Consider the following 21,738-nt stretch of genomic DNA (forward strand, 5'->3'; position numbering starts at 1 on the left):
GGGCACCCGGATCAGGCGACGCGGGTGCCCGGCGGCAGGGTGCGAGCCGGGGTCCGGGTGCGCGCCCAGGCCCCCCACATCAGCAAGGCCGCGACGATCAGCTGCACCGCGAGGCCGACGAACCAGCTCGGCGTCGTGCCCTCGATCCTTTCCTGGGTCGACGGGTACTCGACGGATCCGGTATCGGTGCACCCGTCGGTGACGATCTCCGTCTTCGGCGGGATCTGCGCGAACCGCACGCTCGCGCGGATCTGCCCGAACAGATCCTCCGGCTCGCCCCGACGGTCGAACGTCGCGGGGGTCGCGTCGGCGAGGACGACGAACGGATTGGCGGCGAGAATCCACCACACCTGGTCGAACCGGGGCATGTCGTAACGGGAGGTCTGCCACTCGCTGCACACGTACTCCGGCTCGGTCATGTCACCGCAGCTCGGGTCGCCGGTACCCGGACCGCAATCGTAGACAGTGGTGTCCTCCAGCCACCGCGACTGCGACACCACCTCGGTGCGGACGGCCGAGCCACCGAGGAGGAAGGCGATGAGCGTGCCGATCACGAACGCCGCGACCACGAGATAGGTCGCGGCGACGGAGAAGAGCGGACGGGCGATGAGCGCCGACAGACCCACCCCGATCGCGGCGAACACGCCGATCTCGATCACCAGGATGAGCAGCGAGACTGCGAGGACCGGGACCGTCACCCCGCCACCCACCATGGCGATCACCATGAACGGCACCGCGACCACGACGAACGCGAGACCCGTGATCCACGCGGCGAGGAGCTTGCCGAACACGATGTCAGCGGTGGAGGCGAGGGTGACCTGGACGGGGGCGAGGGTCGCCGCATCCCGGTCGCCGTTGACGGCGTTACCGGACACGGTGGGCGACACCAGCACGACGAGCAGCAGCACGACGTACACGATCGTGGAATAGATGGCGCCGCCCGGCTCCGGACTCCACGACCAGGCGAGGAACGAGAGCCCGGTCACCGCGATGAGGATGACGGCGAAGACACCGAGCAGCACGTACCAGGCGACCGACCGCACCCGCTGGGCGAGTTCGAGCTGGACGATGGCCCACAGTCGTGCCGCGTTCACGAGGCGTCTCCGAGATCGAGGAACGCCTGTTCGAGCCTGCCGACCGCCGGCGCGAACTCGATGACCGGCACCCCTCCCGCCACGAGCGTGCCCAGCCCGTGTGCCGCGTCGGCGTCGGACGCGAACGGCACGGTGAGAGCGTCGCGGTCCGATCCCACGTCCTCGGGGGCGAGCCCGAGGAGCGCGGCCACGCCGGCCGCGGTCGGACGCTCGCCGGTCGCCCGGACCCGCCACCGCCGCATCCGCGTGCCCACGCCCGGCTCGTCGACCGATCGGCCCGCGAGGACGAAGGCGGCATCATCGACGAGTTCGTCGAGTTCGCTCAGCACATGGCTGGAGATGAGCACGGTGCGGCCGGCCGCGGCGAAGGAGCGAAGCAGCTCACGCAGGTCGATCCGCGCCTGCGGGTCGAGACCGGATGCGGGTTCGTCCAGCAGCAGCACCTCCGGGTCGTGCACGAGTGCCCGGGCAAGTCCCAGGCGCTGCTTCTGCCCGCGGGACAGCACGCGCGCGGGCGCATCGGCAAGATCGGCGAGCCCGACGCGCGTCAGCAGTGAGGCGGCGCGGTCGCGAGCGGCAGCGCGGGTCATGCCGTAGAGGCGCCCGGTGTACACCAGCGTCTCGCGAGCGGTCAGCGAGGCCCAGGCGCCGAGGGCGTCCGGCATCCAGCCGATGCGGGCGCGGGCGCCGGCGGGGTCGTCCACCGGGTCGATGCCCGCGACCCGGATGCTGCCCGCATCCGGTCGGAGGAGCGATGCCAGCATGAGCAGCAGCGTGGTCTTGCCGGCCCCGTTGGGTCCCACGAGACCGGTGATCCGGCCGGGGAGGGCGGTGAGGGTGATGCTGCGGACGGCCTCGACGCGGCCGAAGGACCGCCGTACGTCGATCGCTTCGATTCCTGCGGAGGTCACGCGTCCACCGTATGGGCACGCCCGGGCCGATGGGAAGAGCCGAGGTCGGGGCGGCTCAGTGGCCGGCGCCGCCCGGACGACGCTGCAGCCGGGTCTCCTCCTGGTCGAGCATCACCTGGGCCTCGGCGAGGATGCGGGAGGGGTACGTGCCCGCGGCCCGCAGCTCCAGCATCTTCTCGCGCTCGGCCGCGACGATCGCCAGCCGCAGCTCGCGGAAGATGCGGTGCGGGGTCTCGCTCTCCTCGCCGCCCCGGCCGGCGCGCTCCCACGCGGCCTCGGTGGCGAGGAATGAGGACTGTCGTGCGCGTTCGGCGACCTCGGGGTCGAGCTCGTCACCGCGATTGGTGACCTCGTCATGCAGGGCATCGAGGCCCGCGGCGCTGAGCGTCTCGAGCAGCTGCGCGAGTTCCTTGCGGTCCTCTTTGACGTCGATGCCCTGCACGCCGAGGATCTTGATGAGCCATGGCAGCGTGCCGCCCTGGAGCAGGATGCTGACGACGGCGACGGTGAACGCGATGAGGATGAGCTGCGGCCGGTAGGGCGTCTCGTCCGGCAGCGACTGCGCGGCGGCGAGCGTCACCACCCCGCGCATGCCGGACCAGCCGAGGACCACGCCACCGCGCCAGTCGATGTGCTCCTGTCGCAGCGTCTCGAGGTCGGCCCGGCGCCGCTCGTAATCGCGCTCCAGCCGGTTGCGGATCCGCGCTTCGCGCTTGGTCGAGACCGGATGCGTGCGGTAGTAGTACAGCGCGAGCAGGTTCCGGTAGGTCAGCTTCTCCGCCTGCCGGGACCGGCGTCCCAGGCCGTACACGAGCGGACCGATCCACAGGTACCGGATGAGGATGAGGGCGAGGGTCGCGAGCAGCCCGATGCCGATCGACTCGCCCGCGCCGAGCACGGTCGGGTCGACGTCGTCGATGAGGGTGCGGATCTCGAGCCCGATGAGGAGGAAGACACCGTTCTCCAGCAGGAACTGGATCGTGCGCCAGTTGATGCGGTCGCTGATCCGGGACTGCGGCGAGAATTTCGCCGGCGCCGCATGACCCGTGTAGAGCCCGGCGACGACGACCGCCAGCACCCCGGAACCGTGCAGCGCTTCGGCCGGCATGAAGGCGACGAACGGCACGGCCAGCGAGATCGCGGTGTCGAGCACGGGGTCGGAGAGCTTGGAGCGCACCCACACGGTGAGGTATCCCGCGATGAGACCGATGACGACCGCGATGGCGACCGCGTAGAGGAAGTCCGCGACGCCGGCCCAGGGCGACGCGAGCCCGCCCGCGGCGGCGGCGACCGCCGAGCGGAGGAGCACCAGGGCGGTGGCGTCGTTGACGAGCCCCTCCCCCTCAAGGAGGGTCAGCAGGCGTGGGGGTAGCCCCAGCCGGCGACCGATGGAGGTGGCGGCGACCGCATCCGGCGGGGCGATGATCGCGCCGAGCGCGACGGCCGCCGCGAAGTTGAGGTCGGGCAGCAGCGTGTACAGCAGGATGCCCGTGGCGAAGGCCGTGACGATCACGAGGACGACCGAGAGGCTTGCGATCGGCGCAAGGTTCCGCCGGAAGTCGACGATGGGGACGCTGATCGCGGCGGCGTACAGGATCGGCGGCAGGAGCCCGTCGAGGATGATCTCGTGATCGACCTCGATCTCGGGGACCCCCGGGAGGTACGACAGGCCGACGCCGACGACGACGAGGAGGAGAGGGGCGGCGATGCCGAGCTTCTTTGCGAAGGCGGCCACACCGACGATCACGGCCACAGCCACGATCCCGTATACGCCCAGTTCCATCGGGACCAGCTTATCCGGGGCTGCTGCGCCCCCGGACGGGCAGCCTGCGCGTGCGCCCGCGGGTGGGCGGGCCGGCAGGTCGCGGGTCAGCGGAAGAACGCCACCCCGAGGTCGGGATGGTCGACGAAGACCCCGTCGATGCCGGCGTCGCGGAGCACGGCCCACTCCGCCTGATAGTCGCCGAACCGCGACGGCTCGCTCCCCTCACGGAACTGCCGCACCAGGAACTTGTTCTCCGGTCGCGCGGTCCAGGCGAAGACCTCGAGACCGCGATCGTGCGCGTCGGCGACCACGCGTGACGGGCCGGTCACGCGGCCGAGTTTGTTCGGCTCGAGGATGACCTTCTTGTCCAGGCTGATCCCGTCGACGTGACCGACGAGGGCGTCGAGGCCCGCGGGCGACATCTCGTCCCGGTACGTGGGGGCGCCGGCACCCCGCGCCAGCAGGAGGTCGGCGGGCGATCCCTCGGCCTCCATCAGGTAGATGTACGCGGCGGGCAGCCCGCGTTCCTGAAGCGCCGCCAGCACGGTGGGCTCGAAGGACTCCACGATCAGCCGTTCCCCGTCGCCCCACCAGCCGGCCGCATGGAGGTCTCGTTCGATCAACGGCACGAGGTCGAGCCCGATCGCGGCGAAGTAGGCGGCGTGCTTGACCTCGAGCACCAGGCGCACCGGCCGGTCGGCCGCATCCAGCAGGGCCAGCAGGTCGAGCAGCCGGAGCATCGGCTCCTGATCGTCATACGCGGCGGAGTCGGGGCGCAGCTGCGGGATCCGCTCCCGGCACCGGAGCGTCGACAGCTCCGCCCAGGTGAAGTCCTCGGTGAACCACCCCGTGAGCTCATGCCCGGCGAACGCCTTGGTGCGCTTGCGATCGGCGAACTCGGGGTGGTCGGCGATGTTCGTCGTCGTGGAGATCTCGTTCTCGTGCCGGATGACGAGCACCCCATCGCGGGTGGCGACGATGTCGGGTTCGACCGCATCCACCCCCATGGCCAGGGCGAGCTCGTAGGAGGAGCGGGTGTGTTCGGGGCGGTATCCGGGAGCGCCGCGGTGCCCGACGACGAGGGGAGACATCGCTGCCACGCTACCCGAGCGGCGGCGGCGGATGCGGGGGTTGCGGCCGGCGCCACCGTCCCTCAAAGCCCACTCACAGCGATACACCGCGATCCCTTGCGGTCCCTCGGATAACCTGAAGGTGCAGCACCGTGCTGCCACCCGAGACCTGGAGCTGAGCGATGGCCTCTTCCAATCCTGCATTCAACAATCCCGCCTTCCAAGAGCGACGCGGCGGAGGCGTGGGGCTGACCCCGCCCGCAGCCCACGCGCCCGTCGACGCCGCCGCACAGGCGACCCTCGAGGGGGCCTACGCCGCGCCGTCCGCCGGCGCCGTCGACACCGGCCGGATGACGGTCGAGGACACCGTCCACAAGACCCTCGCCCTCTTCGGCATCCTGCTGGTCGGCGCCGTCGCCGGCTGGCTGTGGACGATGTCCCCCGTCACCGCCACCAACCCGGCGCCGTCGATGGCGCCGTGGCTGATCGGTGCACTCGGCGGCTTCGTGCTGTCGCTGGTCGTCATCTTCACCTCGCGCAAGACCGTGCGTCCGGCGCTGATCTTCGCCTACGCGGCCTTCGAGGGACTCTTCGTCGGCGGCATCTCGGCCTACTTCGAATACATCTGGCCCGGCATCGTGCTGCAGGCCACGCTCGCGACCGTCGCGGTCGTCGGGGTGACCCTGGCGCTGTTCGCCAGCGGTAAGGTGCGCGCGTCGGCCAAGGCCACGAAGATCTTCATGATCGCGATGTTCGGCTACCTCGCCTTCTCGCTGATCAACGTGGTGCTGATGATGTTCGGTGTGTTCAACGACCAGAACGGCGGCGCCTTCGGCATCTACAGCATGCAGGTCGCCGGCATCCCGCTGGGCCTCATCATCGGCGTCGTCGTCGTCATCATGGCGGCGTACTCCCTGGTGCTCGACTTCGACCAGATCCAGCAGGGCGTCCGCAACGGCGCCCCGCGGAAGTTCGGCTGGCTCGGCGGCTTCGGCATCATGGTGACCGTCGTGTGGCTGTACCTCGAGATCCTGCGGATGCTCGCCATCCTGCGCGGCAACAACTAGTACTCGCTGAATCGAAGGGGCCGTCTCACCGAGGCGGCCCCTTCGTCGTTCCCGATGTCGGACGCCGCGGGTCAGAGGGCGGCGGTGACCGCGGCGCCCAGCGCACGCATCGACGCCGCCGCATCCTTCTTGGCCGCGGCGGCACGACCCTCCGCCGACAGCCGGTTACGACGGTCGCGGTCGGTGACCACCGCAGCGAGGGCGGCCGCGAGCGCGTCCACGTCGCCGGAGGGCACCAGCATCCCGCCGCCGTCGGCGAGCGTATCGCGCGGTCCGTAGGGCATGTCGTACGACACCACCGGCACGCCGTGGGCGAGCGCTTCGAGCACGACGAGGGGTTGCCCCTCCGACTCGCTCGTGAGCAGCAGCACGTCGGCGCCACGCCAGCCGTCCTCGGGGTCGTCGACGTGTCCGGCGAGGTCGAGGTCAACGCCGAGGCTCGTGGCGAGGGCGGCGATCGCGTCCCGTTCCGCGCCGGTGCCGAACACCACGAGCCGCGCCTCCGGCACGCGGGCGACGGCGTGCACGGCGTGGTCGACGCGCTTGCGCGGAATGAGCGAGTTCAGCATCACGACGCGACCGGGCTCGGGACTCGCATCCCTGGGCGCGGGGGCGGGATGCGGCACGACGAAGGACCGGATGCGGTCGTAGCCGCGCCGCACCACGTCGTCGCGCTGCGTGGGGGTGAGCCAGAGGACGCCCTCGAACCGCTCGGCGACCGCGAGCCACCGCTCCCACGCCGCGTCCATCGGCGCATCCCAGGTGAAGGGGGCACGCACGTGGCAGGCGTGGGTGGTGTGCAGGATCCGCACGTCGGGGCGGCCGCGACCGGGGCCGTCGTCGACGAGGACTTCGCCGATCTGCCGCGACTCGCACAGCAGCACGACGGGGCGGTCGAGGCGAGCACGGGACTGTGCCGCGAGGTGGTCGACCCAGGCGCGGTAGAGCTCGCGGTAGCCGTGGAGCTCGCCCGCCACGGCGCCGTCGCGGGCGAAGACCCGCACCGGCGCGTCGAGGAGGTGCCATTCGGAGCCTCCGACGCCCCAGGGGATCTCGAGCACCGGCGCACCGTCGGCGTCCGTGATGACCCGCGTCTGCGGTCGTAATTCACGCTGATCCGGGGTCTCGCCCGCCGTGGGAGCGGTCTCGGGCCGATGCAGCCTGAATTCCGACCCGCCACCAGGCGGATCGGCCACGTCCCGGACCGCGGCGAGCAGCCAGGACCGGTCGGCGCGGGCGTCGTCGAAGAGGTTCCGCAGGTGCTCGGGCGCACCGAGCATCCCACGGCGCACCCATTCCGCGCGGTGCGCGTCATGTACGGCGGTGTCGGCGACGTCGACGGTGAGGAGCAGCGGCCACTCCCCCGTCGCCTCGGCGATGTCTCGCGCGCGGCGCATGACCGACACCGCGAAGCCGCCGTCGAGGCCCGGGATGAGCCGGCTCGCCAGCAGCAGATACGACGCGTCGGGCAGCAGTGGGGCGCCCGCGGTCACGACCGGGTCTCGATCCGGAACACCGGGAACCCCGGTGCGATCTCCCGCAGCCTCGCCTCGGACGAATCGGCAGAGACGCCCTCGAAGAAGCGGCCGACCTCCCATGCCCACACCGGGGTGGTGCGCATCTCGCCGCTGGCGCGACCGCGCACGGCGAGCACACGGCTGCCGGCGAGCGGCAGACCGAGACGGGTGAGCGTTCCGACGACACGGTTGAAGACGGCATCCGTCTTCGTGGGACGGATGAACCGTCCCTCACCGTCTGCTTCGGGGCTCACTCCCACTCGATCGTCCCCGGGGGCTTGGAGGTGACGTCGAGCACCACGCGGTTGATGTCGCGGACCTCGTTCGTGATCCGGTTGGAGATCTTCGACAGCACGTCGTAGGGCAGCCGGGTCCAGTCGGCCGTCATGGCGTCCTCGCTGGAGACGGGACGCAGCACGATGGGGTGACCGTAGGTGCGGCCGTCGCCCTGGACGCCGACCGAGCGGACGTCGGCCAGCAGCACGACGGGGCACTGCCAGATCTCGCCGTCGAGGCCAGCCTTCGTGAGCTCGGCGCGAGCGATCGCGTCGGCGTCCCGCAGGATCTCGAGTCGATCGGCGGTGACCTCACCGACGATGCGGATGCCGAGGCCCGGGCCCGGGAACGGCTGGCGCGAGACGATCTCCTCGGGAAGCCCCAGCTCGCGGCCGATCGCTCGCACCTCGTCCTTGAAGAGGGTGCGCAGCGGCTCGACGAGCTCGAACTGCAGGTCCTCCGGGAGCCCGCCCACGTTGTGGTGGCTCTTGATGTTCGCGGTACCGGCGCCGCCGCCGGACTCCACCACATCCGGGTACAGGGTGCCCTGCACGAGGAACCGGATGGGGTCGCCCTCGGCGGCGGCCTCCGCAATGAGATCCGACTGCACCTTCTCGAACGCGCGGATGAACTCGCGGCCGATGATCTTGCGCTTCTGTTCCGGGTCGCTGACCCCCGCGAGGGCGTTCAGGAACGTCTCCCGGGCATCGACCGTGATGAGGCGCACACCGGTCGAGGCGACGTAGTCGTTCTCGACCTGCTCGCGCTCACCCTTGCGCAGCAGCCCGTGATCGATGAACACGGCGGTCAGCTGGTCGCCGACGGCCTCGTGCACGAGCGCGGTGGACACGGCGGAGTCGACGCCGCCGGAGAGCGCGGAGATGACCCGGCCGGTGCCGATCTGAGCCCGGATTCGGTCGACCTGCTCCGCGATGACGTTGCCGCTGTTCCAGTCGGCGGGAAGACCCGCGGCCTTGTGCAGGAAGTTTTCGAGCACGCGCTGGCCGAAGTCGGAGTGCTTCACCTCGGGATGCCACTGCACGCCGTAGAGCTTGCGGGCATCGCTGCCGAACGCGGCGACCGGGGTCGCGGCGGTGCGGGCGAGCACCTCGAAGCCGGCCGGCGCGGTCTGCACCTGGTCGCCGTGACTCATCCACACGTTCTGCTCCGCGGGCTGGCCGGCCAGCAGCGTCCCCTCGGTGACGATGGTGGCGTCGGTGGCGCCGTATTCGCGCAGTCCGGTGTTGGCGACCTGGCCGCCGAGCGCCTGCGCCATCACCTGGAAGCCGTAGCAGATGCCGAGCGTCGGGACGCCGAGGTCGAACACGCCCTCGTCGATCGTCGGTGCCCCGGCCTCGTACACCGACGACGGACCGCCGGAGAGGATGAGACCCACCGGGTTCCGCGCCGCGATCTCGGTGGCGGTGGCGGTGTGCGGCACGATCTCGCTGTACACGCCCGCCTCGCGGACGCGCCGCGCGATCAGCTGCGCGTACTGCGCGCCGAAGTCGACCACGAGGACGGGTCGCTGGGAGGTTTCGGTTTGCTCTGTCACCGGGTGCTCTCTGTGGGACGGGTCAGGAAAGGTCGGAGGTCTGCGGCTGCGCGGCCGCCACGGCGTCGGCCGCTTCACGCTCGGCGAGGTAGGCGCGCACCTTCTTGGCGGTGGCGACCTCGAGGAAGAAGGAGAGGAGCGGGATCACGCCGCCGAGGGCCAGCAGCAGGAAGCGGGGGAACTCCCAACGCATCAGGCTCCACACCCGGAAGCAGGAGAACAGGTACACGACGTAGAACCAGCCGTGCGCGATGAGGATGAACATCGAGATGTTGAAGCCGTCACCGGTCGACTCGCCGAGGGCGGTGACCTCGGCCCACCACAGGAACCCACCGGACCCGCCGGCGAACAGTTCGTGGTGGAAAGCGTATTTGACGAGCATCTCTGCGACCAGGAGCAGGAGCATCGTTCCCGTGACGACGGAGCAGATCTGATAGAACCGCAACGCGCCGCGGATCGCCGGGAAGGTGGCGAGTTTGGGCTGCGGCATGGTCTCCATCCTACCGTGGGGGTGGCTGCGACTTCCCCGGGGAAGCAGCCCGTCAGGCCGCGGCGTCCTCGTCGAGTTCTTCGATCTCCTTCTCCAGCGCATCCTTCGCCAGCCGGTACCAGAGGTAGAACGCGAAGCCGGCGAACACTGCCCACTCCGCGGCGTAAAAGATGTTGAGCCAGTTGACGCCGGAGCCGGTCTGCGGCGCGGGCGACGAGATCTCGACGAGATCGCCGACCGCCGCATCGCTGACGAGGTATGGCCGATACACGTCGAGCGCCTCGATGTCGTGCCAGCGGCCGAGCAGGGCCGCGGGCGACATGCGGGTGAGTTCCATCGGATGCTGCGCGTCCGGTGCGATCGGGCCCTCATCGGACACGAGCCGGCCGGTGAGGCGTACGACGGCATCCGGGTCGGCCGTGGCCTGTTCGTCCAGGGCGGCTGCGGCGTCCTGCGCCTCCGCCTCGGTCTTCGCCCAGCCGAGCGCGACGGCGACGGAGGTCGGTTCCGTCGTGTCGTCGCGGCGGAACTGCGCGGTCACCCAGTAGCCGAGCGCCCCATCGTTGTACCGCGCGGCGACGACGATGAAGTCGCCCGGGACGAACGTCCCGGTGACCTCGACGCGCTGGCCGACGAGCGGGTCGTTCAGGTACTCGCCGGGCTGGACGACCTCGTCGATGGGCAGCACCTGCTCGGTGGCACCCTCGACGACCTCGTCCGTCTGCACCGCGCGGCCCAGCTGCCACTGTCCGAGCCAGGCGAACACGCCAGCGACCACGAGGCACAGCGCGAGCATGGCGAGCCAGCGCGGTCGCAGCATGACCTCGCGCAGCGTCGGCGGGAAGACCTCGGGATCGGCCGCGGCAGGAGTGACGGGGTCGCTGGTCACGAGCCGTACGGCGCGACGACGACCTCGACGCGCTGGAACTCCTTGAGGTCGGAGTAGCCGGTGGTCGCCATGGATTTGCGCAACGCCCCGATGAGGTTCGCGGTGCCGTCCGCGACGGGGGCCGGGCCGTAGAGGATCTCCTCGAGCGGCGCGACCTGTCCGATCTTCGCTCGGCGGCCGCGCGGCAGCTTCGGGTGATGGGCCTCGGGGCCCCAGTGGTATCCCTGACCGGGCGCATCGGTGGCACGGGCGAGCGCGACACCGAGCATCACCGCATCCGCACCCATGGCGAGCGCCTTGACGATGTCGCCCGAGGTTCCGACGCCTCCATCGGCGATGACGTGCACATAGCGTCCGCCGGACTCGTCGAGGTAGTCGCGGCGGGCGCCGGCGACGTCGGCCAGCGCCGTGGCCATCGGGGCGTGGATGCCGAGGGTCGCCCGGGTGGTCGAGGTGGCGCCGCCGCCGAAGCCGACGAGCACGCCCGCAGCCCCGGTGCGCATGAGGTGGAGCGCGGCGGTGTACGTGGCCGCACCGCCGACGATGACGGGCACGTCGAGGTCGTAGATGAACTTCTTGAGGTTCAGCGGCTCGGCGACCGACGAGACGTGCTCGGCGGAGACCGTCGTGCCGCGGATGACGAATAGGTCGACGCCGGCGGCGACCACGGTCTCGTACAGTTCCTGCGTGCGCTGCGGCGTGAGCGAGCCCGCGACGGTGATACCCGCGGCACGGATCTCGGCGAGGCGGTCACGCACCAGTTCCGGCTTGATCGGCTCGGCGTAGAGCTCCTGCATCCGGCGGGTCGCGCCGTCGTCGGGCAGCGCCGCGATCTCGGCGAGGATCGGCTCCGGGTCCTCGTACCGGGTCCACAGGCCCTCGAGGTCGAGGACGCCGAGCCCACCGAGCTGGCCGAGCGTGATCGCGGTGTGCGGGGACACCACCGAGTCCATCGGCGCAGCGAGCACCGGGATGTCGAAGTGGAAGGCGTCGATCGACCATCCGGTCGAGACGTCTTCCGGATTGCGCGTGCGCCGCGACGGTACCACTGCGATGTCGTCGAAGGTGTACGCACGGCGGGCCCGCTTGGCGCGGCCGATCTCGATGTCCATGCTCACTGTCCCAGCCTACCCGGGGGCGCCACCGGGCTCACCACGGCTCGTCGACGCGGGGCGCCAGGCGCAGGACCGCGGCTTTCTCCGTCGGGAAGCAGGCGGTGAACAGCTCCGCGATCCGGGGGTCGGTGTCGTTGTCGTCGGCCAGGCGCAGGCCGATGACCGTGTTCAGCATCATCCCCTCGGCGAGGAAGGCGTGGGCGCGCTCCGGGGTGAACCCGTGCTCGCGGAGGTACTGCCACACCCGGGCGTAGCCGTCGCGGGCGCGGGGCCCGATGACGGGATGGGCGCCGAGGAGGAACGCGTGCGACAGAGTCTGGTGGAGCCCGCGCACCTGCAGCAGATCGATGTAGCTGCGGCCGATACGGTGCTCGAGGCGCTCATCCTCGCCCGCGTCGAGCGGCGCCTCGAGCGCGGTGTCGAAGGCGGCCAGCATGCGGGCGAGCGCCTCCTCGATGGCCGCGAGGAACAGATTCTCCTTCGAGCCGAACAGTCGGACGACGTACGGCTGCGACACCTCGGCGGCACGGGCGACATCGTCGGTGGTCGTGCCGACGTAGCCCTTCGCTCCGAACACGGAGAGGGCTGCGAGCACGATCTGCGCGCGTCGCTCCTCGGAGCTCAGCCGGGCCTTCGGAGTCGCTGTCGTGGTCACGCTTGACATGTTATCAGTCGATTACTACAGTGTCGGGAGACTTAGTAATCATTCGATTACAACGAAGGAGCATCGGTGTCCCTCTCCCCCACTACCCGCAGGCCGTTCGGCCTCGTGGTGGCCGCCGCATCCGTCCCGATGTTCATGGCGACCCTCGACAACCTCGTCATGACCAACGCCCTGCCCGTGCTGCACGCCGACCTCGGCGCATCCGTGGCCGAGCTGCAGTGGTTCGTCAACGCGTACACGCTGGCGTTCGCCTCGACGATCCTCATCGCCGCCGCTCTCGGCGACCGCTTCGGGCGCCGGACGGTGTTCCTCATCGGCATCGCCGTGTTCGGGCTCGGGTCCGTCCTCGCCGCCCTCAGCACCGACCCGACGCAGCTGATCATCGCCCGCGCCGTGCAGGGCTTCGGGGGCGCCGGGGTCATGCCGCTGTCGCTCGCACTCATCTCCGGCCAGGTGGCGCCCGAGCGACGCCCCGTCGCCATCGGCCTGTGGGGCGGGATCTCCGGCCTCGGCGTCGCAGTGGGTCCGCTCGTCGGCGGCGCGGTCATGGAGGGCTGGAACTGGCAGGCCATCTTCTGGATCAACGTGCCGGTCGCGATCCTCGCGATCCCGCTGGCCCTCTTCGCCCTGTCCAACGACCGGGGCGCCCGTGGCCGGATCGACGTGCTGGGCGCGGCACTCGCGGGGCTCGGCGTCCTCACCCTGGTGCACGCGATCGTCCGCGGTAACGACGACGGCTGGGGATCTGTCGGTGTCATCGCCGAGATCGCCGCGGGGGTGGTGCTCGTGGCCGCGTTCCTCGTCCGCCAGGCGCGCGGTCGCTCGCCGCTCATGCCGCTGCGCCTCTTCCGTGATCGCTCCTTCACGCTGACCAACGTCGTGGGCTTCGCGTTCAGCTTCGGCACGTTCGGATCGATCTTCCTGCTCATCCAGTACATGCAGGTCGTGCAGGGATCGACGCCGCTCGAGGCCGCGCTGCAGACGACGCCGTGGACGATCGCGCCCATGTTCGTCGCCCCGCTCGCCGGACTCCTCGCCGGTCGCGTCGGGACCCGCGCACTCATGGTGACGGGACTGCTGCTGCAGGGCGTCGCCCTCGGCTGGATCGCGGTGATCATGTCGGTGACGCTCGACTACGCCGCGCTCGTCGCGCCGTTCCTCATGGCGGGCGTCGGCATGGGTCTCGTGTTCGCGCCCTCCGCGACCGCGCTGCTCGCCACGCTCGGGATGATCGACCACGCGAAGGCATCCGGCGTCAACTCGACGCTGCGGGAGATCGGCATCGCCCTCGGCACCGCCGTCATGACCGCCGTGTTCCTCGGCGCCGGTGGCGAGCTGCTGCCGGACCGGTACGTGGATGCGGCCCGCCCCGCGGTCCTCGTGGGAGCAGCGGTGCTGATCGTCGCCGCAGTCGCTGCGCTGTGGCTGCCCGCGGGGCGATCACCCCGTGCGGCTACGACGCCTCCGGCTGCTGACGCCCGAGCCGACGCCGAGCCCGAGCCCGCAGCAACCGTGTGAGCGGCCCGTTCAAGACGAACGCGACGAAGCCCCACGACCCCACCCAGGGCGAGGCGATCATGGCGAGCGCGGCGCAGATGATCGCGGCGAGCCCGTCCATCCCCTCGATCGAGCGCTCGCCCTGGTCGCCCTCGCGCATGAGGTGGCCGTTCCCGGACGCCGCCCATCGCCAGGACAGGTGCCCCGCGAGCGCCGCGAGGAAGAAGTTGATGGGCATCAGCATCCGTCCCGCGGAGAAGTCGGAGTACTCCGCGGTGAGGATGGTCGTGAACGGCATGAGCACGATGAACAGCAACCGCAGGTTGTTCAGCCACAGCAGGACGGCGTCGACCCGGACGATCTCGCGGAACTGCCGCAGGTGGATCACCCACAGGCCGCTCAGCAGCACGAAGCTCACCGCGAACGCGATGAGGTTGTCGCCGAGCGCCGCCAGCGCGTGCCACATCTCGGCGTCGGTCCGGATGCGGCCGATCCCGCTGGCCGTGAGATCGAGGACGAGCAGGGTCGCCGCGATCGCGAAGACGCCGTCGGTGTACGCCTCGGTGCGGGACACACCCAGCGTCGCGTCGGGCTTCGGCGAGCGCATCACACGCTCACTGTAGCGACGCGCGCCCCGCGTCCGCAGGGTCGGCGGCGAAGCCAGCGCGCTGCCGCGCACGGCAGCAGCGGCGGCGGCGGCGGCGGCGGCGGCGGCATGAAGTTCGCAGAATCGCTCGAACTTCGCAGCATCCACCCGAAATCCTGCGAACTTCGCGCGATTCTGCGGAGATGATGCCGCACCGCCGAGCGTGCTTTACCGTGCGAGGTGGAGGCCGGCGGCAACGGCCCGGCGGATCACCGCCGCCACTGCGGGCCAGTCATGCACCACCTGGGCATAGCTGAAACGCAGCACCGTGTACCCCCGCAACCGGAGCTCGGCGTCATGGGCGATGTCTCTGGTGCGTTGGGCGCTGTCCGAGTGGAATTCGTAGCCGTCGATCTGGACCACGAGCCGATCACCGATCACGAGGTCAACGGGCCGGCCGGCGAGTGTGACCTGCTGGCGCACCTGCAGCCCCCAGCGCCGCAGCGGTACCACGACCAACGTCTCGAGGCCGGAGTCGGACAGACCGCCGACGGCCTGGGCGAGCTCGCGGGCCGCGCGCGTACCCCAGCGCACGGAGCGGAGGTACTCGGCAGCAAGCCGTTCGACCCTCGCGGCGGACTCCCACAGCACCAGGGCGGTGTCGAAGGGCTCACACACCGCGATGTGCGCGAGCGCATCCTCGATGCTCGCCAGGAGCGATCCGAGAGGTACCGGAGCCACCGGCTTCGTCCAGTGGAGCGCGCCGTCCCAGCCGGCGGGCGTCCGCGCCGAACCGGATCCGGGGGTCATATGCAGATGCACGGCCCCGAGCGCGGATGCGGGGATCCACCAGGCCCGCCGGCGCGCGAGCGTCGTGCACGAGACCCTGCCGCCCGCCCGGGCTGCGGCGACCAGGTCCGGCGCCGCCGCGGGGAGGGCGACCCAGGCGCGACGGATCATCTCGGCCGGACCGTCGCGCACGAAGGACCGCAGCAGCGAGGTCCCGAATCCCGCCTGCCGTACCTCGTCCCGGTGGGCGATGGACCCGTGCGACACGAGCCAGTCGTAGAGTTCCGCTCCGCTGCGTTGCATTCCGGAATCGTGCTGCCATCGCCGACCGCTGCGAGCCGGCGACCATGAATCGGTGCGCAACGGCGCCCGACCGCATCCCTGGGGAGGAACGAACGCATCCGTCCGCCCCGATGCGTCACGCCCGAAGCTCTGAGCCGTCCGGCGCATGAACCGCGCGGACGCGGACACGAACCGCGGAATGCAACCGCGGGATGCGGGTCACAAACGTCGCAGAATCGCGCGAAGTTCGCAGAGATCAGCCCACATAGTGCGAAGTTCGCGCGATTCTGCGAAGTTCAGGAACCGCCGCCCGGGCTCAGCGCTTGTAGTTCGGCGCCTCGACGACGATCTGCACGTCGTGCGGGTGCGATTCCTTGAGGCCCGCGGCGGTGATGCGGACGAAGCGGCCCTTGGCCTTGAGCTCCGCGACCGTGCGCGCGCCGACGTAGAACATCGACTGGCGCAGGCCCCCGACGAGCTGGTAGGCGACCGCAGAGAGCGGGCCGCGGTAGGCGACCTGACCCTCGATGCCCTCGGGGATGAGCTTGTCGTCGCTCGGCACATCCGCCTGGAAGTAGCGGTCCTTGGAGTACGACGTCTTCTTGCCGCGGGTCTGCAGTGCGCCGAGCGAGCCCATCCCGCGGTACTGCTTGAACTGCTTGCCGCCCTGGAAGACGATCTCACCCGGCGACTCGTCGGTGCCGGCGAGGAGCGAGCCGAGCATCACGGTGTCCGCACCGGCGACGAGCGCCTTGGCGATGTCGCCCGAGTACTGCAGGCCGCCGTCGGCGATGACCGGGATGCCGGCCTCCCGTGCCGCCTGGTATGCCTCCCAGATCGCGGTGACCTGGGGTACGCCGACGCCCGCGACGATGCGAGTGGTGCAGATGGAGCCGGGACCCACACCGACCTTCACCGCATCCGCGCCCGCATCCACGAGCGCCTGCGCGCCCTCGCGGGTCGCGACATTGCCGCCGATGACGTCGATGTGCTCGAACGACGGGTCGGCCTTGAGGCGCCGAACCATGTCGATGACGCCGGCGGACTGGCCGTTCGCGGTATCGACGACGAGCACGTCGACCCCGGCGTCGCGGAGGGCCTCGGCACGCTGCCAGGCGTCGCCGAAGAAGCCGATCGCGGCACCGACGCGGAGGCGTCCATGCTCGTCCTTGGTCGCCAGCGGATATTTCTCGCTCTTGTCGAAGTCCTTGATGGTGATGAGGCCGGCGAGCTTGCCGTCGTCGTCGATGAGCGGCAGCTTCTCGACGCGGTGCTTGGCGAACAGGGCGATGACCTCGCCCGCGCTGATGCCGACCCGGCCGGTGATCAGGCCCTCGGTGGTCATGACGTCGCGCACCTGGGTGGTCTGGCGCTCGAACCCGGAGACGAACCGCATGTCGCGGTTCGTGATGATGCCGACGAGGCGCCCGTCGTCGTCGATGACCGGAAGCCCCGAGATGCGGTACTGCGCGCACAGCGCGTCGACCTCTTCGATCGTGGTGTCGGGCGTCGTGGTGATCGGGTCGGTGATCATTCCCGACTCGCTGCGCTTCACGCGGTCGACCATCGACGCCTGCTCCTCGATCGAGGCGTTGCGGTGCAGGATGCCGAGGCCGCCCTCGCGGGCGATGGCGATCGCCAGCCGTGCCTCGGTGACGGTGTCCATCGCGGCCGAGAGCAGCGGGGTTGCCACCGTGATCCGGCGCGTCACGCGCGAGGAGGTGTCAGCTTCACTGGGGATGACGTCCGTGTGCCCCGGCAGCAGCAGCACATCGTCGTAGGTCAGTCCGATGAAGCCGAACGGGTCGTGGTTGTCCATGAAGTCTCCTCCGCCGCAACGTACGGCTCCTGCGGTCGCGGGTGTCCGCCCGCGCGCGAATACCCGCTCTTATCGTAATTCGTTGCGAAGCGGAATCATTCCCGCCGAGGTGTCCCGGGAGTTGCGCGGTGGTAACACAGGGGCAACAATCGCTGGGTACCGTGCAGTGTCGCCGAACCCACCCGGATTTTTGGCGCTCGTCCCTAGTTGGAGGTGTCAGTGGCGATCACTCGGATATCGCACGCCGACAGGTTGCCGTCCCGCGCTCTTGCGTCTGTGCTCACCGGATTGTTCGCCATCGCGCTGGTGTTCGGCATGGCCAGTCCCGCCGCGGCCGACACCGATGACGGCGAGGATTATCCCTTCGCCATCTCGGGGAACGTCCGCGCCGCCGGCGAGCCCATCGCGGGTGCGACCATCACCGTGACGGGTGAGGATTTCACCAACGAGACCGAGACCGAGAAGAACGGCAGCTTCCGGGTGGGCGTACCCACCAAGGAGGGCACCTGGACCATCGAGCTCGACAAGGACAGCCTCCCGAAGGACGTGACCGTCCCGGATGACTTCGTCTTCGAAGAGGAGGTGGAGTTCGGCGCGACGAGCACGGTCACCCGGAACTTCACCCTCGGCGCCGCGGAGCGCACCACGACGAGCTTCTGGGATCAGTTGCTCTCGCGGTCGGTGAACGGCCTCAACTTCGGCCTCATGCTCGCCCTCGCCGCGATCGGCCTGTCGCTCGTGTTCGGTACGACCGGGCTCTCCAACTTCGCCCACGGCGAGATGGTGACCTTCGGGGCCCTCACCGCCCTGCTCTTCTCCGCCGGCCTCGGGCTGCCGATCTGGATCGCGATCCCCCTCGCGGTGATCCTGTCGGCCCTGTTCGGGCTCGGCATGGATGCGGGCATCTGGCGCCCGCTCCGACGAAAAGGCATCGGCACGGTCCAGCTGATGATCGTCTCGATCGGTCTGTCGCTGGCCCTCCGGTACGTCTTCCAGATGATCATCGGCGGCGGGACCCAGCAGCTCCCGGGCGGGTCGACCACCATCATCCCGGGGCTCGGCCCCATCCGGCTCACCGTCACCGATGTCGTGTCGATGGCGATCTCGATCGTGGTGATCGCCGCCTTCGCCTGGTGGCTGATGCGCACCCGGATCGGTCGCGCCACCCGCGCGGTCTCCGACAACCCGTCGCTCGCCGCGGCCAGCGGAATCGACGTCGACGCGGTGGTCCGGGTCGTGTGGGTGGTCGCCGCAGCCCTCGCCGGGCTCTCCGGGGTGCTGTGGGCGTACTTCCGCCCCGGTATCAAGTGGGACATGGGTACCAGCGTCCTGCTGCTCATGTTCGCCGCGGTCACCCTGGGTGGCCTCGGCACCGCCTTCGGCGCCCTCGTCGGGTCGATCATCGTGGGCATGCTCGTCGAGGTGTCGACGCTCTGGATCCCCTCCGACCTCAAGTACGTCGGCGCGCTGGTCGTGCTGATCGTCATCCTCCTGTTCCGTCCGCAGGGCATCCTCGGACGCCGAGAGAGAATCGGATAGCCACGTGAACATCGTTCAGATCCTCTCCAACACACTGGCGCAGATCCTCGCGCCGGCCACGCTCGGCTACGTCCTCGCGGCGATCGGCCTGTCGGTGCACTTCGGCTTCGCGGGCCTGCTCAACATGGGTGTCGCGGGCTTCATGGCCATCGGCGCCTACGGCTTCGCGATCTCGATCCTGACCTTCGGGCTGCCCTGGCCGTTGGCGGCACTGCTCGGCCTGGTGGCCGCGGTGATCTTCGCGCTGATCATGGGCATCCCGACGCTGCGGCTGCGCGGCGACTACCTGGCGATCGTCACGATCGCCGCCGCCGAGGTGCTGCGCCTGCTGTTCCTCACCTCCGCGTTCCGCAACTACACCGGCTCGGCCGACGGCCTCTCCGGGTTCCAGGCCGGCTTCCGTGCCAGCAACCCGCTGCCGCCCGGGAAGTTCGGGTTCGGACCGTGGACCTACCAGTCCGACCAGTGGTGGGTCATCATCGTCGGCGCGATCACGATCGCCATCGCGGTCACCATCGTGTGGCTGCTGATGCGAAGCCCGTGGGGTCGCGTCATCCGCGGCATCCGCGAGGACGAGGATGCGGTGCGCTCCCTCGGCAAGAACGTCTTCGCCTTCAAGATGCAGGCGCTGATCTTCGGCGGCGTGCTCATCGCCGCCGGTGGCATCGTCACCGCGATGGGCACCAACGTGAACCCGAACGTGTACGTCACCTCGCAGACGTTCTACGTGTGGACGGCGCTCCTCCTCGGCGGGGCGGCGACCATCTTCGGCCCCGTGCTGGGCGCTGTACTGTTCTGGGTCGTCCGCGCCTTCCTGTCCAACCTCCTGCCGGCGCTCGTCAGCATCGGATGGTTGCCGTTCCTCACCACCGAGCAGAGCCAGATGCTCGTGTTCGTGCTCGTGGGTGTCGCCCTGATGCTCCTGGTGATCTTCCGCCCGCAGGGCATCCTCGGCAGCAAGAAGGAGTTGACCTTTGTCCGCTGACGTCTCTCCCCCCACCCCACGCCCGAAGACCACCGGCCTGCACAAGGGCGAGATCCGCCCCGGTGTGGAGAAGGTGGACCCGGTCATCGTCGTCGACGGTGTGCGGCGCGTCTTCGGCGGCCTCACCGCCGTCGACGTCGAGCACCTGGAGATCCCCCGCAACGCCATCACGGCGCTCATCGGACCGAACGGTGCCGGCAAGACCACGCTGTTCAACCTGCTCACCGGGTTCGACAAGCCGAACGAGGGGTCCTGGTCGTTCGACGGCACCAACCTCGCCGGCATCCCCGCGTACAAGGCCGCCCGGATGGGTCAGGTGCGCACGTTCCAGCTGACCAAGTCCCTGGGCCTGCTGACGGTGCTCGAGAACATGAAGCTCGGTGCGACCGGGCAGACCGGCGAGGGCTTCTGGGCCGGGGCGTTCCCGTTCCTCTGGCGCAAGCAGGAGACCCGCATCGAGGCGAAGGCGCGGGAGCTGCTCGCGCGCTTCAAGCTCGACACCAAGGAGAAGGACTTCGCGGCCTCCCTCTCCGGCGGTCAGCGGAAGCTCCTCGAGATGGCTCGCGCCCTGATGAGCGACCCCACGCTGGTCATGCTCGACGAGCCGATGGCCGGGGTCAACCCGGCGCTGACGCAGTCGCTCCTCGACCACATCCTCGACCTCAAGGACCTCGGCATGACGGTCCTGTTCGTCGAGCACGACATGCACATGGTCCGCCACATCGCGGACTGGGTGATCGTGATGGCGGAGGGCAAAGTCGTCGCCGAGGGACCGCCCGCATCCGTCATGCAGGACCCCGCCGTCATCGACGCGTACCTGGGTGCGCATCAGGACGTCGACCTCGGGGTGGTCACCGGCCGCCACCAGGGCACCCTGACCGCCGAGGCCGAGGAGCTCGTCGCCACGGCGCGGGAGCTCGACGAGGCCATCGACGCGGATATCGCGGCCGAGGCCCACACCGACAGGGAGGCCGACAAATGAGCGACACGGTCCAGTCCGCCGCATCCCCCGCCGCCACCGCGCCGGCCCCGCAGAACGTCGTCGAGGTGCGGAACATCACCGCCGGGTATCTGCCCGGCGTGAACATCCTCACCGACGCGAACCTCACGGCCGCCAAGGGTGAGCTGATCGGCATCATCGGCCCGAACGGTGCCGGCAAGTCGACGATGCTGAAGGCGATCTTCGGTCAGGTGAAGGTGCGGTCGGGCGAGGTCATCCTGAACGGCGAGGACATCACGGGCCTACGCGCCAACAAGCTCGTCGCCAAGGGCGTCGGGTTTGTGCCGCAGACGAACAACGTGTTCCCGAGCCTCACGATCGCCGAGAACCTGCAGATGGGCGCCTACCAGCGTCCGAAGTCGTACGCGGAGCGGGTCGATTTCATCACCTCGATCTTCCCCGACCTGGGCAAGCGCCTCGGTCAGCGGGCCGGTTCGCTTTCCGGCGGCGAGCGGCAGATGGTCGCCATGGGCCGCGCGCTCATGATGGACCCGCACGTGCTGCTGCTCGACGAGCCGAGCGCGGGCCTCTCCCCCTCACGGCAGGATGAGGCCTTCCTCCGCGTCTCGGAGATCAACAAGGCGGGTGTGACCACGATCATGGTGGAGCAGAACGCCCGCCGCTGCCTGCAGATCTGCGACCGCGGCTACGTGCTCGACCAGGGTCACGACGCCTACACCGGCACGGGACGCGAGCTCCTGAACGACCCCAAGGTCATCGGTCTCTACCTCGGCACGCTCGGCACCTGAGAGGTGACGGGAAAGGGCCCCGCAGCGTGTGCTGTCGGGGCCCCTTTCGCGTGTCTGCATCCCTGGGGGTGCCGGATGC

The 21,738-nt window shown here is 69.9% G+C and carries 20 protein-coding genes; 6 read left to right on the forward strand and 14 right to left on the reverse strand.

The window, feature by feature from the left end:
- Positions 1-11: 11 nt before the first annotated feature.
- The 4 genes from NT132_RS05020 to NT132_RS05035 all read right to left on the reverse strand — a co-directional run bounded on the left by NT132_RS05020 (position 12) and on the right by NT132_RS05035 (position 4,861).
- Positions 12-1,094, reverse strand: coding sequence for an ABC transporter permease (locus NT132_RS05020; RefSeq protein ID WP_297785746.1), 1,083 nt, complete (start codon positions 1,092-1,094; stop codon positions 12-14).
- The gene (locus tag NT132_RS05025) at positions 1,091-2,005 is read right to left on the reverse strand and encodes an ABC transporter ATP-binding protein (RefSeq protein WP_297785749.1); all 915 of its coding nucleotides are present in this window, start codon (positions 2,003-2,005) and stop codon (positions 1,091-1,093) included. Before NT132_RS05025 ends, NT132_RS05020 begins: the two co-directional genes overlap by 4 nt.
- A 55-nt stretch (positions 2,006-2,060) precedes the next feature.
- On the reverse strand, positions 2,061-3,788 hold the full coding sequence (locus NT132_RS05030; RefSeq protein ID WP_297785752.1) for a sodium:proton antiporter: 1,728 nt from the start codon (positions 3,786-3,788) through the stop codon (positions 2,061-2,063).
- Positions 3,789-3,874: 86 nt separating this feature from the next.
- Entirely contained in the window at positions 3,875-4,861 is a 987-nt protein-coding gene (locus tag NT132_RS05035) for a glycerophosphodiester phosphodiesterase family protein (protein WP_297785755.1), read from the reverse strand.
- 161 nt (positions 4,862-5,022) lie between these two features.
- Between NT132_RS05035 and NT132_RS05040 the strand changes: the two genes are divergently transcribed.
- The gene (locus tag NT132_RS05040) at positions 5,023-5,907 is read left to right on the forward strand and encodes a Bax inhibitor-1/YccA family protein (RefSeq protein ID WP_297785758.1); all 885 of its coding nucleotides are present in this window, start codon (positions 5,023-5,025) and stop codon (positions 5,905-5,907) included.
- A gap of 71 nt (positions 5,908-5,978) precedes the next feature.
- Here NT132_RS05040 and NT132_RS05045 read toward each other — a convergent pair whose 3' ends face one another.
- From NT132_RS05045 to NT132_RS05075, 7 genes are all read right to left on the reverse strand, one after another.
- Positions 5,979-7,400 (reverse strand): glycosyltransferase, encoded by a 1,422-nt coding sequence (locus NT132_RS05045; RefSeq protein ID WP_297785761.1) that lies wholly within the window; start codon positions 7,398-7,400, stop codon positions 5,979-5,981.
- Positions 7,397-7,678 (reverse strand): hypothetical protein, encoded by a 282-nt coding sequence (locus NT132_RS05050; RefSeq protein WP_297785764.1) that lies wholly within the window; start codon positions 7,676-7,678, stop codon positions 7,397-7,399. Before NT132_RS05050 ends, NT132_RS05045 begins: the two co-directional genes overlap by 4 nt.
- Complete coding sequence (guaA, locus tag NT132_RS05055) at positions 7,675-9,255, reverse strand: glutamine-hydrolyzing GMP synthase (RefSeq protein ID WP_297785767.1); 1,581 nt, start codon at positions 9,253-9,255, stop codon at positions 7,675-7,677. Before guaA ends, NT132_RS05050 begins: the two co-directional genes overlap by 4 nt.
- A 22-nt stretch (positions 9,256-9,277) precedes the next feature.
- Positions 9,278-9,745: a DUF3817 domain-containing protein gene (locus NT132_RS05060; RefSeq protein WP_297785769.1), complete on the reverse strand. Its 468-nt coding sequence runs from the start codon at positions 9,743-9,745 to the stop codon at positions 9,278-9,280.
- Between the two features lie 52 nt (positions 9,746-9,797).
- Positions 9,798-10,565 carry an SURF1 family protein gene (locus NT132_RS05065; RefSeq protein WP_297785871.1) on the reverse strand — a complete coding sequence of 256 codons (768 nt, stop codon included), beginning with the start codon at positions 10,563-10,565 and terminating at the stop codon, positions 9,798-9,800.
- Between the two features lie 65 nt (positions 10,566-10,630).
- Positions 10,631-11,746, reverse strand: coding sequence for a GuaB3 family IMP dehydrogenase-related protein (locus NT132_RS05070; RefSeq protein WP_297785874.1), 1,116 nt, complete (start codon positions 11,744-11,746; stop codon positions 10,631-10,633).
- 37 nt (positions 11,747-11,783) lie between these two features.
- A complete protein-coding gene (locus NT132_RS05075; protein ID WP_297785772.1) occupies positions 11,784-12,404 on the reverse strand; it encodes a TetR/AcrR family transcriptional regulator in 621 nt (206 codons plus the stop codon).
- 75 nt (positions 12,405-12,479) lie between these two features.
- On the opposite strand from NT132_RS05075, the gene NT132_RS05080 reads away from it, so the two are divergent.
- On the forward strand, positions 12,480-13,931 hold the full coding sequence (locus NT132_RS05080) for a DHA2 family efflux MFS transporter permease subunit (RefSeq protein ID WP_297785775.1): 1,452 nt from the start codon (positions 12,480-12,482) through the stop codon (positions 13,929-13,931).
- On the opposite strand, the gene NT132_RS05085 is transcribed toward NT132_RS05080, so the two are convergent.
- The 3 genes from NT132_RS05085 to guaB all read right to left on the reverse strand — a co-directional run bounded on the left by NT132_RS05085 (position 13,867) and on the right by guaB (position 17,386).
- On the reverse strand, positions 13,867-14,664 hold the full coding sequence (locus NT132_RS05085) for a TMEM175 family protein (protein ID WP_297785778.1): 798 nt from the start codon (positions 14,662-14,664) through the stop codon (positions 13,867-13,869). The two genes, NT132_RS05080 and NT132_RS05085, sit on opposite strands and share 65 nt — an antisense overlap.
- Before the next feature lie 60 nt (positions 14,665-14,724).
- Positions 14,725-15,588 carry a DUF559 domain-containing protein gene (locus NT132_RS05090; RefSeq protein ID WP_297785781.1) on the reverse strand — a complete coding sequence of 288 codons (864 nt, stop codon included), beginning with the start codon at positions 15,586-15,588 and terminating at the stop codon, positions 14,725-14,727.
- A gap of 295 nt (positions 15,589-15,883) precedes the next feature.
- Positions 15,884-17,386: an IMP dehydrogenase gene (gene guaB / locus NT132_RS05095; protein WP_297785784.1), complete on the reverse strand. Its 1,503-nt coding sequence runs from the start codon at positions 17,384-17,386 to the stop codon at positions 15,884-15,886.
- Between the two features lie 315 nt (positions 17,387-17,701).
- On the opposite strand from guaB, the gene NT132_RS05100 reads away from it, so the two are divergent.
- Genes NT132_RS05100 through NT132_RS05115 form a run of 4 tightly spaced genes read left to right on the forward strand, consistent with a single transcriptional unit; the run spans position 17,702 to position 21,659 of the window.
- Positions 17,702-18,925 carry a branched-chain amino acid ABC transporter permease gene (locus NT132_RS05100; protein WP_297785876.1) on the forward strand — a complete coding sequence of 408 codons (1,224 nt, stop codon included), beginning with the start codon at positions 17,702-17,704 and terminating at the stop codon, positions 18,923-18,925.
- Between the two features lie 4 nt (positions 18,926-18,929).
- Positions 18,930-19,910: a branched-chain amino acid ABC transporter permease gene (locus tag NT132_RS05105; RefSeq protein ID WP_297785787.1), complete on the forward strand. Its 981-nt coding sequence runs from the start codon at positions 18,930-18,932 to the stop codon at positions 19,908-19,910.
- Positions 19,900-20,892 (forward strand): ABC transporter ATP-binding protein, encoded by a 993-nt coding sequence (locus NT132_RS05110; protein ID WP_297785790.1) that lies wholly within the window; start codon positions 19,900-19,902, stop codon positions 20,890-20,892. Before NT132_RS05105 ends, NT132_RS05110 begins: the two co-directional genes overlap by 11 nt.
- Positions 20,889-21,659, forward strand: a complete 771-nt coding sequence (locus tag NT132_RS05115) for an ABC transporter ATP-binding protein (protein WP_297785793.1) — start codon at positions 20,889-20,891, stop codon at positions 21,657-21,659. Before NT132_RS05110 ends, NT132_RS05115 begins: the two co-directional genes overlap by 4 nt.
- Positions 21,660-21,738: the final 79 nt, after the last annotated feature.

Source organism: Microbacterium sp., from assembly GCF_026393345.1.
Classification (GTDB): domain Bacteria; phylum Actinomycetota; class Actinomycetes; order Actinomycetales; family Microbacteriaceae; genus Microbacterium.